The following is an 18,806-nucleotide window of genomic DNA, read 5'->3' as shown; positions in this document are numbered from 1 at the left end:
CTTCATTGGATTTGAATATTGAAACTTTTTTTCATAAAAAGGTTTTAGTATTTAAAAATTCATTATATTTGCACACCGAAAATTTGAAAAACAATAAATAAATAATTTTAAATCATGGCAAAGGAAACGTTTAATCGTAACAAACCACACTTGAACATTGGTACTATTGGTCACGTTGACCATGGTAAAACTACTCTTACAGCTGCTATTTCTGCTGTATTAGCTAGCAAAGGTCTTGCTGAGAAAAAAGACTTCTCTGCAATTGACTCTGCTCCAGAAGAAAAAGAAAGAGGTATTACTATCAATACAGCTCACATCGAATACGAAACTGAAAAAAGACACTATGCTCACGTTGACTGTCCAGGTCACGCCGACTATGTTAAGAACATGGTAACTGGTGCTGCTCAGATGGATGGAGCTATCGTAGTATGTGCTGCAACTGATGGTCCAATGCCTCAAACTAGAGAACATATCCTACTTTGCCGTCAGGTAAACGTACCAAGAATCGTTGTTTTCATGAACAAAGTTGACATGGTGGATGATCCAGAATTGTTAGAGCTTGTTGAAATGGAGCTTAGAGATTTATTATCTACTTATGAATTTGACGGAGATAACTCTCCAGTAATTCAAGGTTCTGCTCTTGGTGCACTTACTGCTGCTACAAACGGTGATTCTGAAGATAAATGGTTTAAGACTGTTGAAGCTTTGATGGATGCTGTTGATACTTGGATTGAAGAGCCAACAAGAGATACAGATAAGCCATTCTTGATGCCAATCGAAGACGTATTCTCTATTACAGGTAGAGGTACTGTAGCAACTGGTAGAATCGAAGCTGGTGTTATCAACACTGGAGATCCAGTTGATATCGTAGGTATGGGTGAAGAAAAATTAACTTCTACAATTACAGGAGTTGAGATGTTCAGAAAAATCCTAGACAGAGGTGAAGCTGGTGATAACGTAGGTCTATTGTTGAGAGGTATTGAAAAAACTGACATCAAGAGAGGTATGGTTATCGCGAAGAAAGATTCTGTGAAGCCACACAAAAAATTCAAAGCGTCTGTTTATATCCTTTCTAAAGAAGAAGGTGGACGTCACACTCCATTCCACAACAAATACCGTCCTCAGTTCTATGTAAGAACTACTGACGTTACAGGTGAGATCTTCTTACCAGAAGGTGTAGAAATGGTAATGCCTGGTGATAACTTAGAGATCACTGTAGAATTGTTACAACCAATCGCTCTTAACGAGGGTCTTAGATTCGCGATCAGAGAAGGAGGTAGAACAGTTGGTTCAGGTCAGGTTACTGAAATCTTAGATTAATATCTTAAAAATATAAAAGCTTCCGTAAGGAAATTCTTTACGGAGCTTTTTTAACTACGGGCATCGTCCAATGGTAGGATACCGGTCTCCAAAACCGTTGATCAGGGTTCGAATCCTTGTGCCCGTGCAAATATAAATTATGAGTTCATTTATCGATTTTTTAAAAGGTTCTTATAACGAATTCAGACATAAAGTTGAATGGCCAAAATGGGCTGATTTGCAATCTTCTACAATTGTAGTAACGATTGCAACAGTTATCTTGTCATTATTTACCTTTGGAGTTGATGAATTGTTTTCTAAAGCAATCAGCAACATAATAGGAATGCTAATTAACTTGTTCAATTAACAAAAGTATTTTCCCATAATGAGCGAATTGAAATGGTATGTGCTGAAAGCAATCAGCGGACAGGAAAATAAAGTGAAAAACTATATTGAGACAGAAATCAAACGTTTAGGGTTTGAGCAGTACGTTACTCAAGTGGTTATTCCTATGGAAAAGGTTATTCAGATTAGAAACGGAAAAAAAGTTCCTAAAGAAAGACCATATTATCCTGGATACTTAATGATTGAAGCTGACCTAATGGGGGAAATTCCTCACGTTATTAAGAATATTCCTGGGGTTATTTCTTTCTTGAGTTTAACGAAAGGAGGTGATCCTGTTCCTATGAGAAAATCTGAGGTTAATAGAATGCTTGGTAGAATGGATGAATTGTCAGAATTTGCTTCTGATGTTGAGATTCCTTATGTTGTAGGAGAAAACGTGAAGGTAATTGATGGACCATTTAATGGATTTAATGGTACTGTTGAAAAAATTCTTGAAGACAAAAAGAAAATTGAAGTATCTGTACTTATATTTGGTAGAAAAACTCCAATGGAGCTTAGTTACATGCAAGTAGAAAAAGTATAATAAATACTTTATATAAAATATAAGACTATATAAATAGTGAGAGTCGAAGAGCAATCTTCGACTTTTTTCTTTTTTAATTATTTGTTCTGTGATGTTATTTTACTTATTTTGTTGTTTTTTTAAATTAATTAAATTATTTTGATTAATATTTTAATTGATATTTACTATTTTTGCGAAAATGTTTGTTTTATGTCTACTTCTAAATGGTCTGATCTTGTTTTGGCACAAAGTTCTTATGTGAAGAATGATACTTCAGAAGATTCATCTTTGATATCAAGTTATTTTTTCTTATTTGATTGTTTTGAAAATAAAATAATTTTTTCAAACTCTTCTTTTGAGGTTATTACTGGATATAAGTGTGCTGATTTTACCTTAGATTTTCTTTTGTCAATTATTCACCCAGATGATTTGGATTATTTTTTCGAATGTGAAAAACGAGGTCTGGAGTTTACCAATAAACTAAGCTTTAATGAGCACTTTAAATTTATACTAAACTATACTTATAGAATTAGAATTTCTGATGGTACATATATAGGAATTAGTCAACAGTGTAAAGGAATTGAGGTAAATACAAGAGGTCATCTTACCAAGACATTGGTTAATCATAGAGTTTTACCTGAATATACAACAAGACAGGATAGTGATTATAAAATTTTTGATAAAACTAAGAATATATTCGTAGATGCAGATAATTGTTATAACCTTACTAAAAGAGAGCTAGAGGTTGTGCATCTGGTTGGTGAAGGGCTTTCGAGTGAACAGATTGCTGATAAACTATTTTTAAGTAAAAATACTATTATCACGCATCGAAGAAATATTCTTAATAAGACCAACTCTTCCAGCTTTCTTGAGCTTCTCAAAAAAATGAGACTTGATTTTACTATGGGGTGATTTTTTGAAATTTTTTATATTTAAAATGAGGTTGGAATAACATTTCTAACCTCATTTGTATTTAATAATCCTTAATTCACTTTAGGTGTATTCTGGATTTGTGGGAATAAATTGTAATTTTTATTTCTTTAATTGTGGTTGTGTTTTTAGAATCCTGATGGTAAAGGTATACTATATTGTCTATTGCTTCCGTCTGTTGAATTTATATTAACTGTTTTATCTGTAATATCTTGCTTAGTTATAATACTTCTGTAAGCCATCAGATACATATTTATATTGAAGGATGTATTTGATGGAGTAGATAAATCTACAAATATACTTTTTGTAAATCTGCCTTTAATATGCCAGGTTTTGGTATTGTAGTCTCTATAAACTAAAAACTCAGGAGAGCCTTGTCTTGTATTACTTGATGTATTGTCTAGTACTACAGATGTATTACCAGTTTTATTGGTTATTGAATAATTATGTAAAACAAGTACATATTCAGAGATGCTTATCTTTGTATCATAATCTTCTAAGCCTGTTTTTGGAACGTTCGTGAATGTAATTGGGAGATAATAAAATAATGATGAGTTAGCATTATATGTTCCTATGTTAGCAGAGTTTTCATTTCCAGCCAAATATGCTCCTCCTGAAACCTGAGGCTGAGCAGGTTTTCTTAAATATAATTTTTTTGTATACATGCTTCCTGCTACATCTAATGTTTCTCTTGGAGTTGCTGTCTTGATTCCTACCTTTGTACCTTGGGATAATAATTTATTATATGAGAAAAAGATAAGTATAATTAAAATGTATTTCATAATTAATTTGATTATTGTAGTGCTTGAGGAGTAGAAGTTGAAGTGGAACTATAGGTAGGGGATGTTACTTTTCCTGAAATTGTTCCCCAGTCTTTTACTAATGATCTTTCATATACTACTAAAGAAAATTCCCAACGCCCTTTTGTTGGGTTGTTATTTAAGGCTACTGAGTTAGCTCCTTTAAAAGCCATATTTACAGCATAAACAGGAGTGACTACTCCGCCAATTGTTCTGTTTATAGTTTTTACTTCTGTTGAAAATGTTCCGTAAAGTCTTTTGGAAGGAGAGGAAAGTACCAAAGTAGATGTTGTAGAAGCTCCTAGAAATACAGCATCTGTGATTGCTACAACGTATTTACTTGTGGGTAAATTTGTGCTTAAATCCACAATTTGGTGTGAATCTACATTGCTAACTATTACTTTATATTTATTAACAGGGGCTACGTTGCGTAAGTTGATATCAAGCAGCTTTAGTTCTCCTTTTGGAGTTGAATCTTCGGATCTTACCAGAAGAAGGTTGGAGTTGATTGGGGCATCAGTGATATTATTTATTTTCATAGAACCATCTACAAGAGTGTTACCTTCTACATCGAGAGTTCCTTTCGGGGTTGTTGTTCCTATTCCTATCTGTGCTACACATGTTGTTGTGCTCAATAATAGTATGGAGCAAATTAATGTTTTCATTTTTTATCTTAGTTAATCTTTTATTGGAGAAGTGGGGTGGTTGCTGACTTTGTTTCGTTATTGTTCATGTTGACGTTGACATGAGCCATTAAGTTTGCTTGTGAGCGGTCAAATGCAAGAAGGTTAAGAGTCCATTGGCCGCCCGTTTCGTTTGGTTTGAAGCTGTCATAATCAGCTTTTAGAACCCAGGTATTGGTAGTTGGGTTTATTTTAGCAAATATTTGTGGTACAGGTGTGTATTTTGTGTCGGAACTATTGAAAACAGGGAGATTAAAACCAAAAGATGATATTACAACAATGTATTTAGACGCATTTATTTTTGTATCAAACTCGTTAATCCAGTCACCATCTGAATCGTCTGTGTCAATTTTGAACTGAATAAAATTTAAAGTAGCTGCAGTATCCTGTGTGTCAGTTAAATAGTTATACGAAGTGATTTTATTGTCTGGAGAAGGAGATTTAATCAAGAAAGTGTATTTTTCGTTGGTATCAAGCTTGGAAAAATCATTTTCTATATGAAGGTCATCTACCTGCAAATTCCCGTTTATATGCAGTTTTTCTTCAGGATTAGGTGTGTTTATACCTACATTTCCTTGTTGAGCACTGCATAAATTGTAAAACATAATCAAAAAAAATAATTTGAATTTTTTCATATAACTTATTTAATTTTAACTTATTATGAATAATAACTCGAATATTTTTTTTCTTCATTTATTGTGTGTGCAAAAATAGATTAAGTTATCAGCTTGTGAAATACTTACTTGCAGGTATTTTATTGATTTATATGGGTGTAGTACAGTATTTTATGTTTGCTGTAAGCTGCTATTCTATAAAAGGTAATTTCATAAAACTCTTGAATGAGCTCTATGTAGGGTAAAGGGGTAGTGTTGGTGTTCTGTGCGTGGGATATTTTATTGATTTGTTTACAAAGAGAGTGTTTGAGAGTGTCGCTTTTAGATGGGGATGATTAGATTTCTTTTGGGTGATAGATAATGAGAGGTGATTATAGAACTAATTAGCTATGTGGATTAAGAAAAGCGTGTGGTGGTAGGTGAAAGAAGTGCTTTTATGATGAAAGATGGTTTTTATAGTGATGATATAAAATAATAATGGAGGGAAGAAATCTCCCCTCCACTATCTGGTTAAAAAGTAGAAATTTATTTTAATAGTTATTAGTTATATTTATAACAAGTTCCCTGCTTTTTAGATGAAGAACCTGCCATTTTATCAGATAATAACAAAATGAATGAACATCTTGCGTCTGCAGCTTCCATTTTAAGAACCTTTTCTGTTCTTTCATCTTTTCCGTTTCCGGTTCTGAAGTTTGCCCATCCTGTTTTAGCTTTTAATGGTTCACCTTTTTTAAGACCCGCAACAAGTTTTTTTGTCTTCAAGGATAATTACTTTTCTCCAGTCTTTGTCATCTGTGATTTCAATTTTTTCAGAGATATCCTCAATTCTTGTACTTTTTCCGTAGAAAATTTTGTTTACAGCATATTTACTTAAAGTGTTGATGGTTTCTTCACCTTGATAGGTGTATTCTACTGTGAATTCATCTACTCTTTTCACGTAACCTTCTACGATTTCCCCATTGTGTTTGTAGATTTTATCTACTTGGCCAAATGCTAGCATTGACATTGCTAATGCTACAAGACTAAGTGCTCTTTTCATGGTTTTTATATATTATTTTATTATAAGTTGAGTTTGTTCGGCATCTATTGTTAAAGTAGATTTTAGAGGAAAAGATTCTACTAATCCATAATAGTCTTTAAGGTCGTAAGTTTTATTACGAAGAACATTCATTAATTCAGTTGTATTGTCGAAAAATATTTTCTTGCCAGTAGCCTTTTTTACAATTGAAACATATAATGTTTTATAGTTCTTCTTAACTTCTGTGGTTTTTTCTAAATCTTTCGCTGCGTCAGCAAAATATTTAGTTCTTTCAACATTGTTGGTTACTTTTATATTATTAATGTTTTTGCCTTCTGTGGTGAGCTGTATGTTGTAGGTTTTGCCGTCTATTGAAGCGTTTTCGTAGTCTATTGTAAGGTTTCCGAAGTTGTCATTTGTTTTTGTTGACTTAATTTTAAAGAAATCTTCAAACTCATTAACTCTATTTCCTAAAAAGCCACTTAGATTTTCATGATTAACAGTTTGGGCATTACTTATTATTAAAAATAATGTGATTATTAATGCGAAAGTTTTCATTTTATAGTTTTATCGTTTTTTGCAAAACTATAATAAATGGTTTCTTTTGAAAATACTTATAATTAGGTATTTTTAAAATCTGATGTTTTTGGAAAGATTTTTTTTAATTTTTGTTTCAGTTTTTTTTAAGCCTTTGTAATTAAAATATAAGGTATATTGTGAAAAATGATAGCGTTTAAGTATTATTCTGGAAATCTAAAAAAAATAAAAATCTGAATCTTTCTAAAAATCAATCATTAACGTTTGCTATTTCAAAAATATTTCATAATTTTGCAGTCCGAAAAGTAGGTTATTCTAAGGTGAGAATAGATAACTTGCTGAATAATAAATGCTTCCAAACTCATTAATTATTCAAACTTAAAAAATAAAAAATGGCTAAAAAAGTCTTTAAAATGGTAAAACTTCAGGTGAAAGGTGGCGCTGCCAACCCTTCTCCACCAGTAGGTCCAGCATTGGGTTCTGCGGGTGTGAACATCATGGAGTTTTGTAAGCAATTTAACGGAAGAACTCAAGATAAGCCAGGACAAGTTTTACCTGTAGTAATTACAGTATACGAAGACAAATCTTTTGAATTCGTTATTAAAACTCCTCCTGCAGCAATCCAGTTAATGGATGCGGCTAAAATCAAGGGTGGTTCTGGAGAACCAAACAGAAACAAAGTGGGTTCTGTATCTTGGGATCAAGTGAAGAAAATCGCTGAAGACAAAATGGCAGACCTTAACTGCTTTACAATGGATTCTGCAGTTTCTATGGTTGCAGGTACTGCTAGATCTATGGGATTAAGAGTAACAGGAACTAAACCAACTTTTAACGCTTAAAACTAATAGAAATGGCAAAATTAACTAAAAAGCAAAAGGAAGCTTTAAGTAAAGTAGAAAAAGGAAGAATCTATAACCTTGAAGAAGGTTCAGCTCTTGTAAAAGAAGTGAACACTGCAAAGTTTGATGCTTCTGTAGATATCGCTGTAAGATTAGGTGTAGACCCAAGAAAAGCAAACCAAATGGTAAGAGGTGTTGTATCTCTTCCTCATGGAACTGGTAAAGATGTTAAAGTTTTGGCTTTAGTAACTCCAGATAAAGAAGCTGAAGCTAAAGAAGCTGGTGCTGACTATGTAGGTCTTGACGAATATTTACAAAAAATCAAAGACGGTTGGACTGATGTTGACGTTATCGTTACTATGCCGGCTGTTATGGGTAAATTAGGACCATTAGGTAGAGTATTAGGACCAAGAGGTCTTATGCCAAATCCTAAATCAGGAACTGTAACTATGGAAATTGGTAAAGCAGTAACTGAAGTGAAAGCTGGTAAAATTGATTTCAAAGTTGATAAATACGGTATTATCCATGCTGGTATTGGTAAAGTATCTTTCGATGCTGCTAAAATCAAGGAAAATGCTCAGGAATTAATCCAGACTTTGATTAAAATGAAACCGACTGCTGCTAAAGGTACTTATGTGAAGTCTATTTATTTGTCTTCTACTATGAGCCCTGGTATTGCAATTGATACTAAATCTGTTAACTAATAATAATCCTTAAGACAATGACAAAAGACCAAAAAGTTGTAGCAATACAAGAGATCAAAGACTTGCTTCAGGATGCAAAAGTAGTATATGTAGCAGATCTAGAAGGGTTGAACGCTGCTAAATCTTCAGATTTCAGAAGACAAGCTTTCAAACAAAATATTAAAGTAAAAGTTGTTAAAAATACACTTTTACAAAAAGCAATGGAGCAGATCGAAGGTGTAGATTACTCTGAGATGTTCCAGACTTTCAAAGGAAACTCTGCTATTTTGATTTCTGAAACGGCTAATGCTCCTGCGAAATTAATCCAAGGGTTTAGAAAGAAAGAAGAAAAGCCTGCTTTAAAGTCAGCTTTCGTTCAAGAAACTTTCTATGTTGGTGACAATAACCTAGACATGTTGGCTAACATCAAGTCTAGAGAAGAAATGATCGGTGAAATCATCGGATTACTTCAGTCTCCAATTCAAAGAGTTGTTTCTGCTCTTCAAAATAAACCTGAAACAGTAGAGGCTAAAGCTGAAGAAGCTGCTCCTGCTGTGGAAGAAACTGTAGCTGAAGCTCCAGAAGCTGCTGCAGAAAGCACTGAAGAAACTCCAAGTGCTGAATAATTACACTCAAAAAATTAAATAAATAATCAACAAAAACATTACAACAATGTCAGATTTAAAAAATTTAGCTGAAACGCTAGTAAACTTAACAGTAAAAGACGTAAACGAATTAGCTGCTATCCTTAAGGATGAGTACGGAATTGAACCAGCTGCTGCTGCTGTAGTAGTTGCAGGTGGAGCTGCAGGAGGTGATGCTGCTGAAGAAAAGACTGAATTCGATGTAATTCTTAAGTCTGCAGGTGCTTCTAAATTAGCTATCGTTAAACTAGTAAAAGATTTAACTGGTGCTGGTCTTAAAGAAGCTAAAGATATCGTAGACGGTGCTCCTGCTCCATTGAAGCAAGGTGTGTCTAAAGACGAAGCTGAAGCTCTTAAGAAGCAACTTGAAGAAGCTGGTGCTGAAGTAGAATTGAAATAATTCTAGTTTACCTTAAAAATATGAAGCCTGAGCAAATTGCTCAGGCTTTTTTTATGTTCAGATTATTTTAAATGATTAATTATTATTAACTGTATTTAAATATTTTTATGTCTTAAATATGCATATGTAATTATTATTATTGAATATTTAAAATTAATAGCCATTAACTGTGTTGTATTTAAGTATTTTTAAGTTTACATGAAATTTTAATATTAAAATATTGTTTTAATTAAAAATATACTATATTTGTACACGAAAAACACATATTTATTTTGAAAAGGGGTTGTTTCTTTTCTAAATTAATATTTCGCATACTTCATATGTGTCATATTGAATGAAGAGAATCTTAAGAATGGTCTTTATTGGCACCATGTTAGTTATTAATACAAATCCTTTCAAACAAATATTTTTATAAAATTCAACAATAGCTCAAGTTGAGATTTGAACTTGTGGATAGGTTGGGTTTAAGATTGTTTACTTTTTTTAACTGAATATAGATTTGGTGTAAATAAAAAAGTTTTGTTTAAGTGAAGGAGATGAAAATTTTAAAACAAAAAGGTTTTTATTGAAGTGTATTATTAAAAAATGACCTATATGTAAAATAAAGAGACAAAATGTAATTTATGATTTTACAAATAAATTAACTTTTTTAGAGCTCTTTGTTATTTATTAGAGGTAAAGGTGCTTTCGTCGGGATTATTTTAATTGATTTTTTTTGCAATAGGAGCTATTTCGCTTGTAACTAAGTGAAATATTTTTGGCTGTAAAAAAAGCAAACAGAATAAAAAAATTACAAATACATTACAAATGAAAAACAGATTATGGACTTTTGCCATCTTACTTTTAGGAGGTAGTTTAGCTATCGCTCAAGTTGGCATCAATACACCTCAGCCGCAAGCTACATTTGATGTTGTTGGGGCTCCAGATGTAACCGGTAAGCTGGATGGTATTATTGCACCTAGAATTACGGGTGATAAATTGCGGGCAAAAACTTATACGGCAGCTCAAACTGGGGCTTTAGTGTATGTTACTGCGGCGGATACTACTCCTGCATCTCAGACTGTGGATGTGACTGCGGTAGGCTATTATTATTTTAATGGAACAAAATGGATAGCAATCTCTCCGGTTGATTGGCATACGACAGGGAATACAGGTACTACACCTACAACAGCTACATTGGGGACTTCAATTTCTACTGGTGACTTTCTTGGAACATCAGATTCCAAAAATTTAGTTATCGCAACGGGAAAAAATGTCAAAGGAATTTTGGATGTTAATGGAACATTAAGAGGAGGAAATGCAAACGATGGGACTGTTGTTTCTGCTCCATATGCTTCATTTGCTTGGGGGTCAAATAATACTTTAACAGATAGTTCTTCATCTAATGTAGTATTAGGGAAAGATAATAATGTAGCTTCTCAGGGGGCAAATTTTCCCGGAGCAGCAATTGGCTCAGGGAATAAGATTACAAATGGTGCTAAAGCATTAGGTAATAATAATATTATTAATGGAGCCAATCAATTTGCTGTAGGGAATGGTAATAGTGCTGTTTCGGGAAGTACAACAGGTATTGCTTTAGGAAATGATAATATATTTTCAGGGTTTGTATTAGGAACTAGCAATAATGTAACAAGAAGTAATTATGCCTTTGGAAATGCAAATGTTATTACAGCATCAGGAGGAGGTTCTATGGGGATTGGTTTTGGAGCTTCGGTATCAGTAGATGCTCAAACGGTATATGCTAACAGTACTCATGCATTTTTAGGGAAATCTAACGCTGCAACTACAGTTGTAGGTGTGAATATGTTACCTACGGCTAGTTCTGGTAGTGGAGCGGCAATTCAAATGAAAGGGTTTGCTTCAGCAGCTAATGCAACTTGTACTTCTTCAGATGAGGGATCAATTAGATATAACTCTACAACTAGAGTACATGAAGGTTGTAATGGAAGCAATTGGAAAGCTTTATATTAAAATAAATAGGATAGAAAACGAATTACTTTAACAAAAAAACAAAAGAAAGAATGACAAAAAAATTATTCGGGAAATTTGCGTCCATGCTTCTGATTATAATGATATCAGGAAGCGTATTTGCGCAAAAAGGGTACGAGCCTATCCGTGGGATGGGGGTTGAAGCGAAACCTGTTAATAATTCAGGTATTTGTTTAGGTTGCTACAATGGAAGTATGAATCCTGTAGTAAATGCAGACCTTAATGATAAAGTAAGCATGGGTAACTTTGCAACTTTAGTAAGTGGTAATGGGATATCTGTTAAAAATACAAACACTACTTATCCGGCAGGATATATTACAGGTTTTAATGTAGATTTGGGAACAAGTGTTTTAACGGCAACTTTCTTAAGTTCATTAAAAATCAGTACATACAAAGCTGGTGTTTTACAGGAGTCTACTACAAGCTCTACTTTGTTATCAGTTCCTGCTTTTGGTGGAACAAAAAACAGAATTTTCCTTCATTTCAAAACATCTAGAGAGTTTGATGAAGTGAGATTGTATCAAATTAATACATTGTCATTGTTTGGTGCGATGAATGTGTATTATGCATTTGCATTTGATCCAACAAAAGTGCCGGTAGATAATAATGGAATTTGCGATGATATTATTGCCGGAAGTGGAGTTGATGGTAATGTATCGGGAAGTAGTAGCTTTATAGCACCTCTTTCTTATGTTGCAAACAGAGAGAGAATAGGAGATGGAGATAAAAATTCTTATGGAACGATTATGCTTCCTGCAGGATTATTAGGGTCTTATTCTGTGGGTGTTTTAGATAAAAATCAAGTTTATCCTGCGGGTAATAGAACCGGATTTGTAATTTCTCCTGATGATGAAGGAAAATTATTAAGTGCTGAGTTTTTGAAAAATATTACTATTGAGACTTATTTATATGGCGAATTACAAGATTCTAAAACACTATCTGATGGAGGAGGTTTAATCAATGTTAAAGTTCTTGGATTTGGAACTGGAAAGCAAAAACTTACGCTTACTACGACAAAACCATTTAATGAGGTTCGTTTAAAAGTGTCTCAAACACTAGGAGTGAATTTAGGTTCTCTTAAAGTTTATTATGCATTTGAAGAGCCTGTAACTTGTGAGTGTGATGATAAAATACAAACTAGTGGTTCTGCGGTTTCGGGAAATGTTGTAAGTGGGGCAAGTTGGACTTCTGGTCCTGGTATATTCGGACTTATTTTGTCTAAAATGGTAAGCCCTGAAGCAATTGTAGATACTAATAAATCTAACTATGCTACGGCAACTATTCCTGCTGCTTCTTTGTTGAGTATTTTCTCTGCATATGTAACTGTAGGTACGAACGAATTGCTTCCTAAGAATACATTTGCTGGATTTACTTTGGAAAAAGCAGCTAACCTTGCTGGGATAAGTGTTCTTGAAAATATTACTGTAACATTATATAACGGTAATACGTTAACTGATGTTTTCACAGGTACAGGAAGTCTTTTCAGTGGAAACTTCTTTACAACAGATTCTAATAAATTTTATGTAGGAGGTAAGGCGACAAAACCATTCAACCGTATGAAAATTACTTTCTATAGTGGTACAGGTGTTCGTATTCCTCAGAATTATTATATCTATAATGCATTTGCAAGTAAAGATGATGATAATGATGGTGTGCCAAATTGCTTTGATCTTTGTGCAAACGGAAATGATAGTATCGATAATAATGGTAATGGTATTCCTGATTGTGCAGAAGGGTGTACTGCTGTAAATGATAAATCTCCAACAATCGATACAGATGGTGATGGTATTGTAGATGCATGTGATCTTGATTCTGACAATGATGGTATTTTAGATGCTGTGGAAGATTTAAATAATGATGGATTGTTTGAAAATGATGATAACGAAGGAGATCTTTTTGTTATTTCTACATTAGGTGATGGTGTGCCAAATTATTTAGATTTAGATTCTGATAATGATGGAATATTAGACTTATTTGAATCTGGAATTCCTACATCGGTAATCGATCAGATTGATACAGACCATAATGGTATTATTGATATAGGTGTTGCTGTAGGTAAAAACGGAATTGCGGATATTTTAGAAACTTATCCTGATTCAGGAGTGTTGAAGTATTCTGTTAAAAACACAGACGGAGATAATGATTTTGACTTCATTGATCTTACTTCAAACGGTACTACTTTCGATTTATATGCAATCGGTAAAGGTAACTTAGATACGTTAGGAGCTGGATTTATCTCTAGAATTAATGATCAGGATAAAGATGGTATTCAGGCTGTAGTAGATACTGATCTTGAGAAAAGAGGTGCTCCGGAATCTCCTATGTCTCCTTACGCAGTATTCGCTAAAAATGCTGGAGCGAAAGTGACGGCTGATAAAGCTACTGATATTGCGGCTGTGGCGGCAGATATTAAAGTTTATCCTAATCCTGTAAAGGCTGGTGAAAATCTTAATATTAAATCTGCTGAAGAAGGAACTTATACAGTATTCTCTGCTCAAGGGCAATTGGTGAAAACTGGTAAGTTTACAAGTAATGCAGAGGTGAATACATCTTCATTGCCTACAGGTTTATATATTATCAAAATAGAAACTAAATCAACTGTAAAATCTTACAAAGTTTTAGTAAAATAAATTAAAAACTTTTTCTACAGAAAGACCATCCGAAAGGGTGGTCTTTTTATTTTAGAATATTTATGTATTAAAAATGATTGTGTTTAATAATGGATTTGGAATATTCTTTATATCTCTACCTCTTTTTTTTATAATGTTAATTAAGAATAAAGGCTGATAATTGGACAAAATTTTCTTTGTTTAATTTCTGTTCTTTCATAAATAAGTCAATTTCTTGTCAGCTTATTTTAGGACGGAGCACTTTAAGAATATGAAGCCTGAACAATTTGTCCAAGTTTTTTTTGGTTTTAAATTATTTTTTAAACCATTAATTAGTGACAATAGTGTGTTGATGTTTTTGAATATTATATATGTATATATGTTTATGATAATCTATTTTTTGTTTTTGTTTGTAGTAAATGACAATTAAATTTTATATATTATTAAAAGCATATAATTTTTTTCACCAAAATGTGATTTTTCATTAAAAAAAATTATATTTGTAACTGAAAGACACATTTGATAAATTTTGAAAATTAATTATATTCTTTTCTCACATTATATATTATGTTCACTTAGTGTTCGTAGTAATGGGGGTTCTTAAAGACGTTAATTTGTTGAAGGTTTCTTGTTGTTGGTTTTCCTTTTTATTAGAAAGTGTTTTTTTTGTTAAAGTATTATAGTAGAGCTTAAGTTGAGATTTACGCTGATTATGTTTGTTGTTCTAATGAATAGTTTAGTTCACTCTTAAGTCAGGTTGGTAAATAAATTGAGTCATTATATGATACGGATTGTGATTTTTTTGAAAAAGAGATATAGCTTATGTAGAGAAGATTGAGTTCTTTTCCTAGTAGATTATATTTTATGTTTTATTTATGGGATTAATAGAGTAAAACACGATAGAATTTTACAGTATAAATAGATTATTCACCTGTCAATAAATGGAGTAAGAGAGATTATCAAGAATTTAACAACAACAAATACATCTTTAAAATGAAAAAAAAATTATGGGTACTAACGGTAATGTGCGTTGGGATATTTCATGCAAATGCACAAGTTGGCATTAATACAATTCAACCAAAGGCAACATTAGATGTTGTGGGAAGTCCAACGGTTTCTACTGTGTTGGATGGAATTATAGCTCCAAGAATAACGGGAAGTGAACTAAGGCAGAAGATTTATACTGGGGAACAGGAAGGCGCTATTGTATATGTGACGGTTGCAGATTCTGCTCCAGCAGGGCAAACAATTGACGTAACCACATCAGGGTATTACTATTTTGATGGTTCTAAATGGGCGAGAATGATAGGAGAAAAAGCCGGTACAAATTGGCGAATTGTGGGGAATCTTGACAGTGAAGTGGTTACTTCTGCAGAGGTTTTAGGTACTGCTCCGGTTTCTAAAAATTATATTGGAACAAAAGGAACGTCTGATAATTTTGTAATTGTAACAGGTAATAAAACCCATGCGGTGCTTGATACTTCAGGAGGCTTAATGGGTGGTGGTGAAAATGCATCTGTATTGTCTTGGGGAAGTGGTAATACTATAAACTCTACTTCAAATAATATAGCATTGGGTCGAAATAATAAAGCAGAAGCTACTGCTGCTGACTTTCCGGCTGTTGCTATTGGTCAGGAAAATACGGTTACAGGAGGAGGAAAAGTTTTCGGAACGGGTAATACGGCTAATTTATCAACTAATTATGCTTTTGGGGCAAATAATAAAACAGGTAGTTCTGCTGCGGTAGCGGTAGGATATGCTAATGATGCTTCTAAAGGAGGGTATGCATATGGATCAAATAATGTTGTTACTACAAATAATTATGCTTTTGGAAATGGCATGAACATTAGTGGTACTGGGAGTTCAATGGGGATAGGATTTAGTGGAAAAACAACAAAAGGAGATCAGACATTGTTTGCTAATAAGACTCATTATTTTATGGGGCAAGCAGAGGAGGGTACTCCTTTTACAGATGTTGGGATTAATGTAGATCCAAGCACTTCAAATATTGCAGATTTGGAAATAAGTAAGGGGATTCAGATAAATACAAATACAAGTACTTCACAGATTACACATGGTTCAGCCTGTTCTTCGTCTGATGCAGGGACTGTCGTTTATGTTGAATCTGGTAGTAGTGGTTCTTTTTTGGGATGTAAAAAATCGGGAAGTTCTTACACTTGGGCTAGTCTATAAATGAAAAACTTTAGATACATGTAAATACATTTAATTTTTAAAAAACAAAAAAATGACAAGAAAATTATTTGAAAGATTGGCATTGGTGTTTATGACACTGGTTATGTCTGTGTCTGCGTTAGCGCAGGGGTATGTACCGATTCGAGGTATCGGAACGGAGGCGAAAGCTTTGAAAGGAGGGTTGATTTGTGTAGGCTGCTATAGTGGAAGCCTTACTCCTCTAATAGATTCAAATTTGGATAATAAAGTAAGTATGGGGAACTTTTTCACTTTTGTAAGTGGAAACGGGGTTTCTGTGAAAAATACAAACCATACTTATCCAGCTGGGTATATTACAGGTTTTAATGTCGATTTGGGAACTAGCCCTTTAACGACTAATTTCTTGAGTTCATTAGTAATCAGTACGTACAAAGCTGGGGTTTTGCAAGAGTCTAGTTCCAGTACTTCTTTGTTGGCAGCTCCTGCTTTTGGGGGTACATATAACAGGATTTTTTTTCATTTTAAAACATCTAGAGAGTTTGATGAAGTGAGAATGTATCAAATCAGTAAAACTTCATTATTTGGAAAAATGAATATCTATTATGCCTTTGCGTTTGATCCAAATAAGATGCCTTCTGAAAATAACGGTATTTGTGATGACATTATTGCAGGAAGTGGGGTAGATGGTAATATATCTGCAAGTAGTAATTTTATTTCACCTCTTTCGTATGTTGTAAACAAAGATAAAATAGGAGATGGAAATAAAAATTCTTACGGATCAATTGTTCTTCCTGTTGGGGTGTTAGGATCTTATTCAGTAGGTGTTATGGATAAGAGTCAAGTTTATCCTGCAGGGAATAGGGCTGGGTTCGTTATTTCTCCTGATGATGAAGGGAAATGGTTGAGTTCTGAGTTTTTGAAAAATATTAGTATTGAAACTTACTTATATGGTAAGTTACAGGATTCTAAAACATTATCTGATGTCGGAGGTTTAATCAATGTTAAAATATTAAGTTTTGGTTCTGCTAAACAAAAGCTATCGCTTAAAACAACAAAACCGTTCAATGAAGTTCGTTTAAGAGTATCGCAAACGTTGGGTGTAAATTTAGGAAGTCTTAAAGTATATTATGCATTTGAAGAGCCTGTAACTTGTGAATGTGATGATAAAATACAAACTAGTGGCTCGGCAATTTCTGGAGGTCTGGTAAATGGATCAAGCTGGAATTCAGGTCCTGGGATATTTGGTCTTATTTTGTCTAAAATGATAAATCCAGAAGCGATTGTAGATGCTAATACATCTAATTATGCAACGGCAACTATTCCTGCTGCTTCGTTATTGAGTATTTACTCTGCGTATGTTACAGTAGGTACGAATGGTTTGCTTCCTAAAAATACATTTGCCGGATTTACTTTAGAAAAAGCAGCGAACTTAGCCGGAGTGGGGATTTTAGAGAATATTACGGTTTCACTCTACAATGGTAATATTTTAACTGAAACTTTTAAAGGTTCAGGGAGTCTTTTTAGTAAAAATTTATTAACAACTAATTCTAATAAGTTTTATGTGGGAGGTAAGGCTACAAAACCGTTTAACCGCATGAAGATTACTTTTTATAGTGGTACAGGTATTCGTTTTCCTCAAAATTACTATATCTATAATGCCTTTGCAAGCAAAGATGATGATAATGATGGGGTGCCAAACTGCTTTGATCTTTGTCCTAATGGGGATGATAGTATTGATGAGAACGGAAATGGTATTCCTGATTGTGCGGAAGGATGCTCTGCTGTGAATGATAAATCTCCTATAATTGATTCAGATGGAGACGGTATTGTTGATGCGTGTGATTTAGATTCTGATAATGATGGTATTCCGGATTCTATAGAAGATCTTAATGGAAATGGTAAATTTGAAGATGATGATATTGATGGAGTATATGGTCCTGTTGAAGTATTGGGTGATGGTATCTCTAGTTATTTAGATTTGGATTCTGATAATGATGGAGTTTTAGATTTATTTGAATCAGGTATCCCTGTTTCAATAATCAATCAGATTGATAAGGATAAAAATGGCGTTATAGACAGCAATGTTCCTGTAGGAAAGAACGGAATTGCGGATATTTTAGAAACTTATCCTGATTCTGGAGTTCTTAAGTACCCACTTAAAAATACAGATGGAGATGATAAGCCGGACTTTATAGATTTGGACTCAAATGGAGTTGAATTTGATTTGTATGCAATTGGTAAATCTGATTTAGATGATTTGGGAGCTGGATTTATTTCAAGAATAAACGATTTGGATAGAGATGGTATTCAGGCGGTTGTGGATACTGATCTTGTTAGAAGAGGGGCTCCGAATTCACCGCTTTCTCCGTATGCTTCTTATTCTAAAACCTCTACCAAGGTAGATACTGATAGAGCGTCTGGGGTTGTTGAGGCGGCTAATGATATTAAAGTTTATCCGAACCCTGTAAAAGCTGGTGAAAATCTTAATATTAAATCTGCTGAAGAAGGAACTTATACAGTATTCTCTGCTCAAGGGCAATTGGTGAAAACTGGTAAGTTTACAAGTAATACAGAGGTAAATACATCTTCATTGCCTACAGGTTTATATATTATCAAAATAGAAACTAAATCAACTGTAAAATCTTACAAAGTTTTAGTAAAATAAATTAAAAACTTTTTCTA

18 protein-coding genes and 1 tRNA gene are annotated in these 18,806 nt (G+C 33.4%); 13 read left to right on the top strand and 6 right to left on the bottom strand.

The genetic code is table 11. From position 1 onward, the window contains the following. Window positions 1-114: 114 nt before the first annotated feature. The 5 genes from tuf to OH806_RS02910 all read left to right on the top strand — a co-directional run bounded on the left by tuf (window position 115) and on the right by OH806_RS02910 (window position 3,118). Window positions 115-1,320: an elongation factor Tu gene (gene tuf / locus OH806_RS02930; RefSeq protein WP_264742176.1), complete on the top strand. Its 1,206-nt coding sequence runs from the start codon at window positions 115-117 to the stop codon at window positions 1,318-1,320. A 56-nt stretch (window positions 1,321-1,376) separates the two neighbouring features. Beyond that, window positions 1,377-1,447 (top strand) — tRNA-Trp (locus OH806_RS02925). A gap of 12 nt (window positions 1,448-1,459) precedes the next feature. After that, the gene (gene secE / locus OH806_RS02920) at window positions 1,460-1,666 is read left to right on the top strand and encodes a preprotein translocase subunit SecE (RefSeq protein ID WP_027380912.1); all 207 of its coding nucleotides are present in this window, start codon (window positions 1,460-1,462) and stop codon (window positions 1,664-1,666) included. An 18-nt stretch (window positions 1,667-1,684) separates the two neighbouring features. Then, window positions 1,685-2,227: a transcription termination/antitermination protein NusG gene (gene nusG / locus OH806_RS02915; protein ID WP_002976412.1), complete on the top strand. Its 543-nt coding sequence runs from the start codon at window positions 1,685-1,687 to the stop codon at window positions 2,225-2,227. A gap of 189 nt (window positions 2,228-2,416) precedes the next feature. Beyond that, a complete protein-coding gene (locus OH806_RS02910; protein ID WP_264742175.1) occupies window positions 2,417-3,118 on the top strand; it encodes a LuxR C-terminal-related transcriptional regulator in 702 nt (233 codons plus the stop codon). A 146-nt stretch (window positions 3,119-3,264) separates the two neighbouring features. On the opposite strand, the gene OH806_RS02905 is transcribed toward OH806_RS02910, so the two are convergent. The 6 genes from OH806_RS02905 to OH806_RS02880 all read right to left on the bottom strand — a co-directional run bounded on the left by OH806_RS02905 (window position 3,265) and on the right by OH806_RS02880 (window position 6,809). Next, window positions 3,265-3,918 carry a hypothetical protein gene (locus tag OH806_RS02905; RefSeq protein ID WP_264742174.1) on the bottom strand — a complete coding sequence of 218 codons (654 nt, stop codon included), beginning with the start codon at window positions 3,916-3,918 and terminating at the stop codon, window positions 3,265-3,267. Between the two features lie 11 nt (window positions 3,919-3,929). Next, window positions 3,930-4,601, bottom strand: a complete 672-nt coding sequence (locus tag OH806_RS02900) for a hypothetical protein (protein WP_264742173.1) — start codon at window positions 4,599-4,601, stop codon at window positions 3,930-3,932. A gap of 20 nt (window positions 4,602-4,621) precedes the next feature. Continuing rightward, window positions 4,622-5,254: a hypothetical protein gene (locus tag OH806_RS02895; protein WP_264742172.1), complete on the bottom strand. Its 633-nt coding sequence runs from the start codon at window positions 5,252-5,254 to the stop codon at window positions 4,622-4,624. Between the two features lie 519 nt (window positions 5,255-5,773). Next, window positions 5,774-5,995, bottom strand: a complete 222-nt coding sequence (locus tag OH806_RS02890; protein ID WP_264742171.1) for a hypothetical protein — start codon at window positions 5,993-5,995, stop codon at window positions 5,774-5,776. Then, the gene (locus OH806_RS02885; protein WP_264742170.1) at window positions 5,964-6,272 is read right to left on the bottom strand and encodes a hypothetical protein; all 309 of its coding nucleotides are present in this window, start codon (window positions 6,270-6,272) and stop codon (window positions 5,964-5,966) included. The genes OH806_RS02890 and OH806_RS02885 overlap by 32 nt, the downstream gene beginning before the upstream one ends. 12 nt (window positions 6,273-6,284) lie before the next feature. Continuing rightward, on the bottom strand, window positions 6,285-6,809 hold the full coding sequence (locus OH806_RS02880) for a hypothetical protein (protein WP_264742169.1): 525 nt from the start codon (window positions 6,807-6,809) through the stop codon (window positions 6,285-6,287). A gap of 371 nt (window positions 6,810-7,180) precedes the next feature. On the opposite strand from OH806_RS02880, the gene rplK reads away from it, so the two are divergent. The 8 genes from rplK (at window position 7,181) to OH806_RS02840 (ending at window position 18,789) form a co-directional block, all read left to right on the top strand. After that, on the top strand, window positions 7,181-7,627 hold the full coding sequence (rplK, locus tag OH806_RS02875) for a 50S ribosomal protein L11 (RefSeq protein WP_027375531.1): 447 nt from the start codon (window positions 7,181-7,183) through the stop codon (window positions 7,625-7,627). A gap of 11 nt (window positions 7,628-7,638) precedes the next feature. Beyond that, window positions 7,639-8,331, top strand: a complete 693-nt coding sequence (rplA, locus tag OH806_RS02870) for a 50S ribosomal protein L1 (protein WP_062697382.1) — start codon at window positions 7,639-7,641, stop codon at window positions 8,329-8,331. Between the two features lie 17 nt (window positions 8,332-8,348). Then, the gene (gene rplJ / locus OH806_RS02865) at window positions 8,349-8,936 is read left to right on the top strand and encodes a 50S ribosomal protein L10 (protein ID WP_264742168.1); all 588 of its coding nucleotides are present in this window, start codon (window positions 8,349-8,351) and stop codon (window positions 8,934-8,936) included. A gap of 46 nt (window positions 8,937-8,982) precedes the next feature. Next, window positions 8,983-9,354: a 50S ribosomal protein L7/L12 gene (gene rplL / locus OH806_RS02860; protein ID WP_264742167.1), complete on the top strand. Its 372-nt coding sequence runs from the start codon at window positions 8,983-8,985 to the stop codon at window positions 9,352-9,354. A gap of 807 nt (window positions 9,355-10,161) precedes the next feature. Further along, the gene (locus OH806_RS02855) at window positions 10,162-11,325 is read left to right on the top strand and encodes a hypothetical protein (protein ID WP_264742166.1); all 1,164 of its coding nucleotides are present in this window, start codon (window positions 10,162-10,164) and stop codon (window positions 11,323-11,325) included. Between the two features lie 50 nt (window positions 11,326-11,375). After that, window positions 11,376-13,973, top strand: a complete 2,598-nt coding sequence (locus OH806_RS02850; RefSeq protein ID WP_264742165.1) for a T9SS type A sorting domain-containing protein — start codon at window positions 11,376-11,378, stop codon at window positions 13,971-13,973. Between the two features lie 972 nt (window positions 13,974-14,945). After that, window positions 14,946-16,145, top strand: a complete 1,200-nt coding sequence (locus OH806_RS02845; RefSeq protein ID WP_264742164.1) for a hypothetical protein — start codon at window positions 14,946-14,948, stop codon at window positions 16,143-16,145. Between the two features lie 52 nt (window positions 16,146-16,197). Beyond that, window positions 16,198-18,789: a T9SS type A sorting domain-containing protein gene (locus tag OH806_RS02840; protein WP_264742163.1), complete on the top strand. Its 2,592-nt coding sequence runs from the start codon at window positions 16,198-16,200 to the stop codon at window positions 18,787-18,789. Window positions 18,790-18,806: the final 17 nt, after the last annotated feature.

The organism is Chryseobacterium oryctis, assembly GCF_025971925.1.
In the GTDB taxonomy this organism is placed as follows: domain Bacteria; phylum Bacteroidota; class Bacteroidia; order Flavobacteriales; family Weeksellaceae; genus Chryseobacterium; species Chryseobacterium oryctis.
The sequence above is the reverse complement of the archived record's forward strand: the minus strand, read 5'-3'. Positions and strand labels throughout refer to the sequence as shown.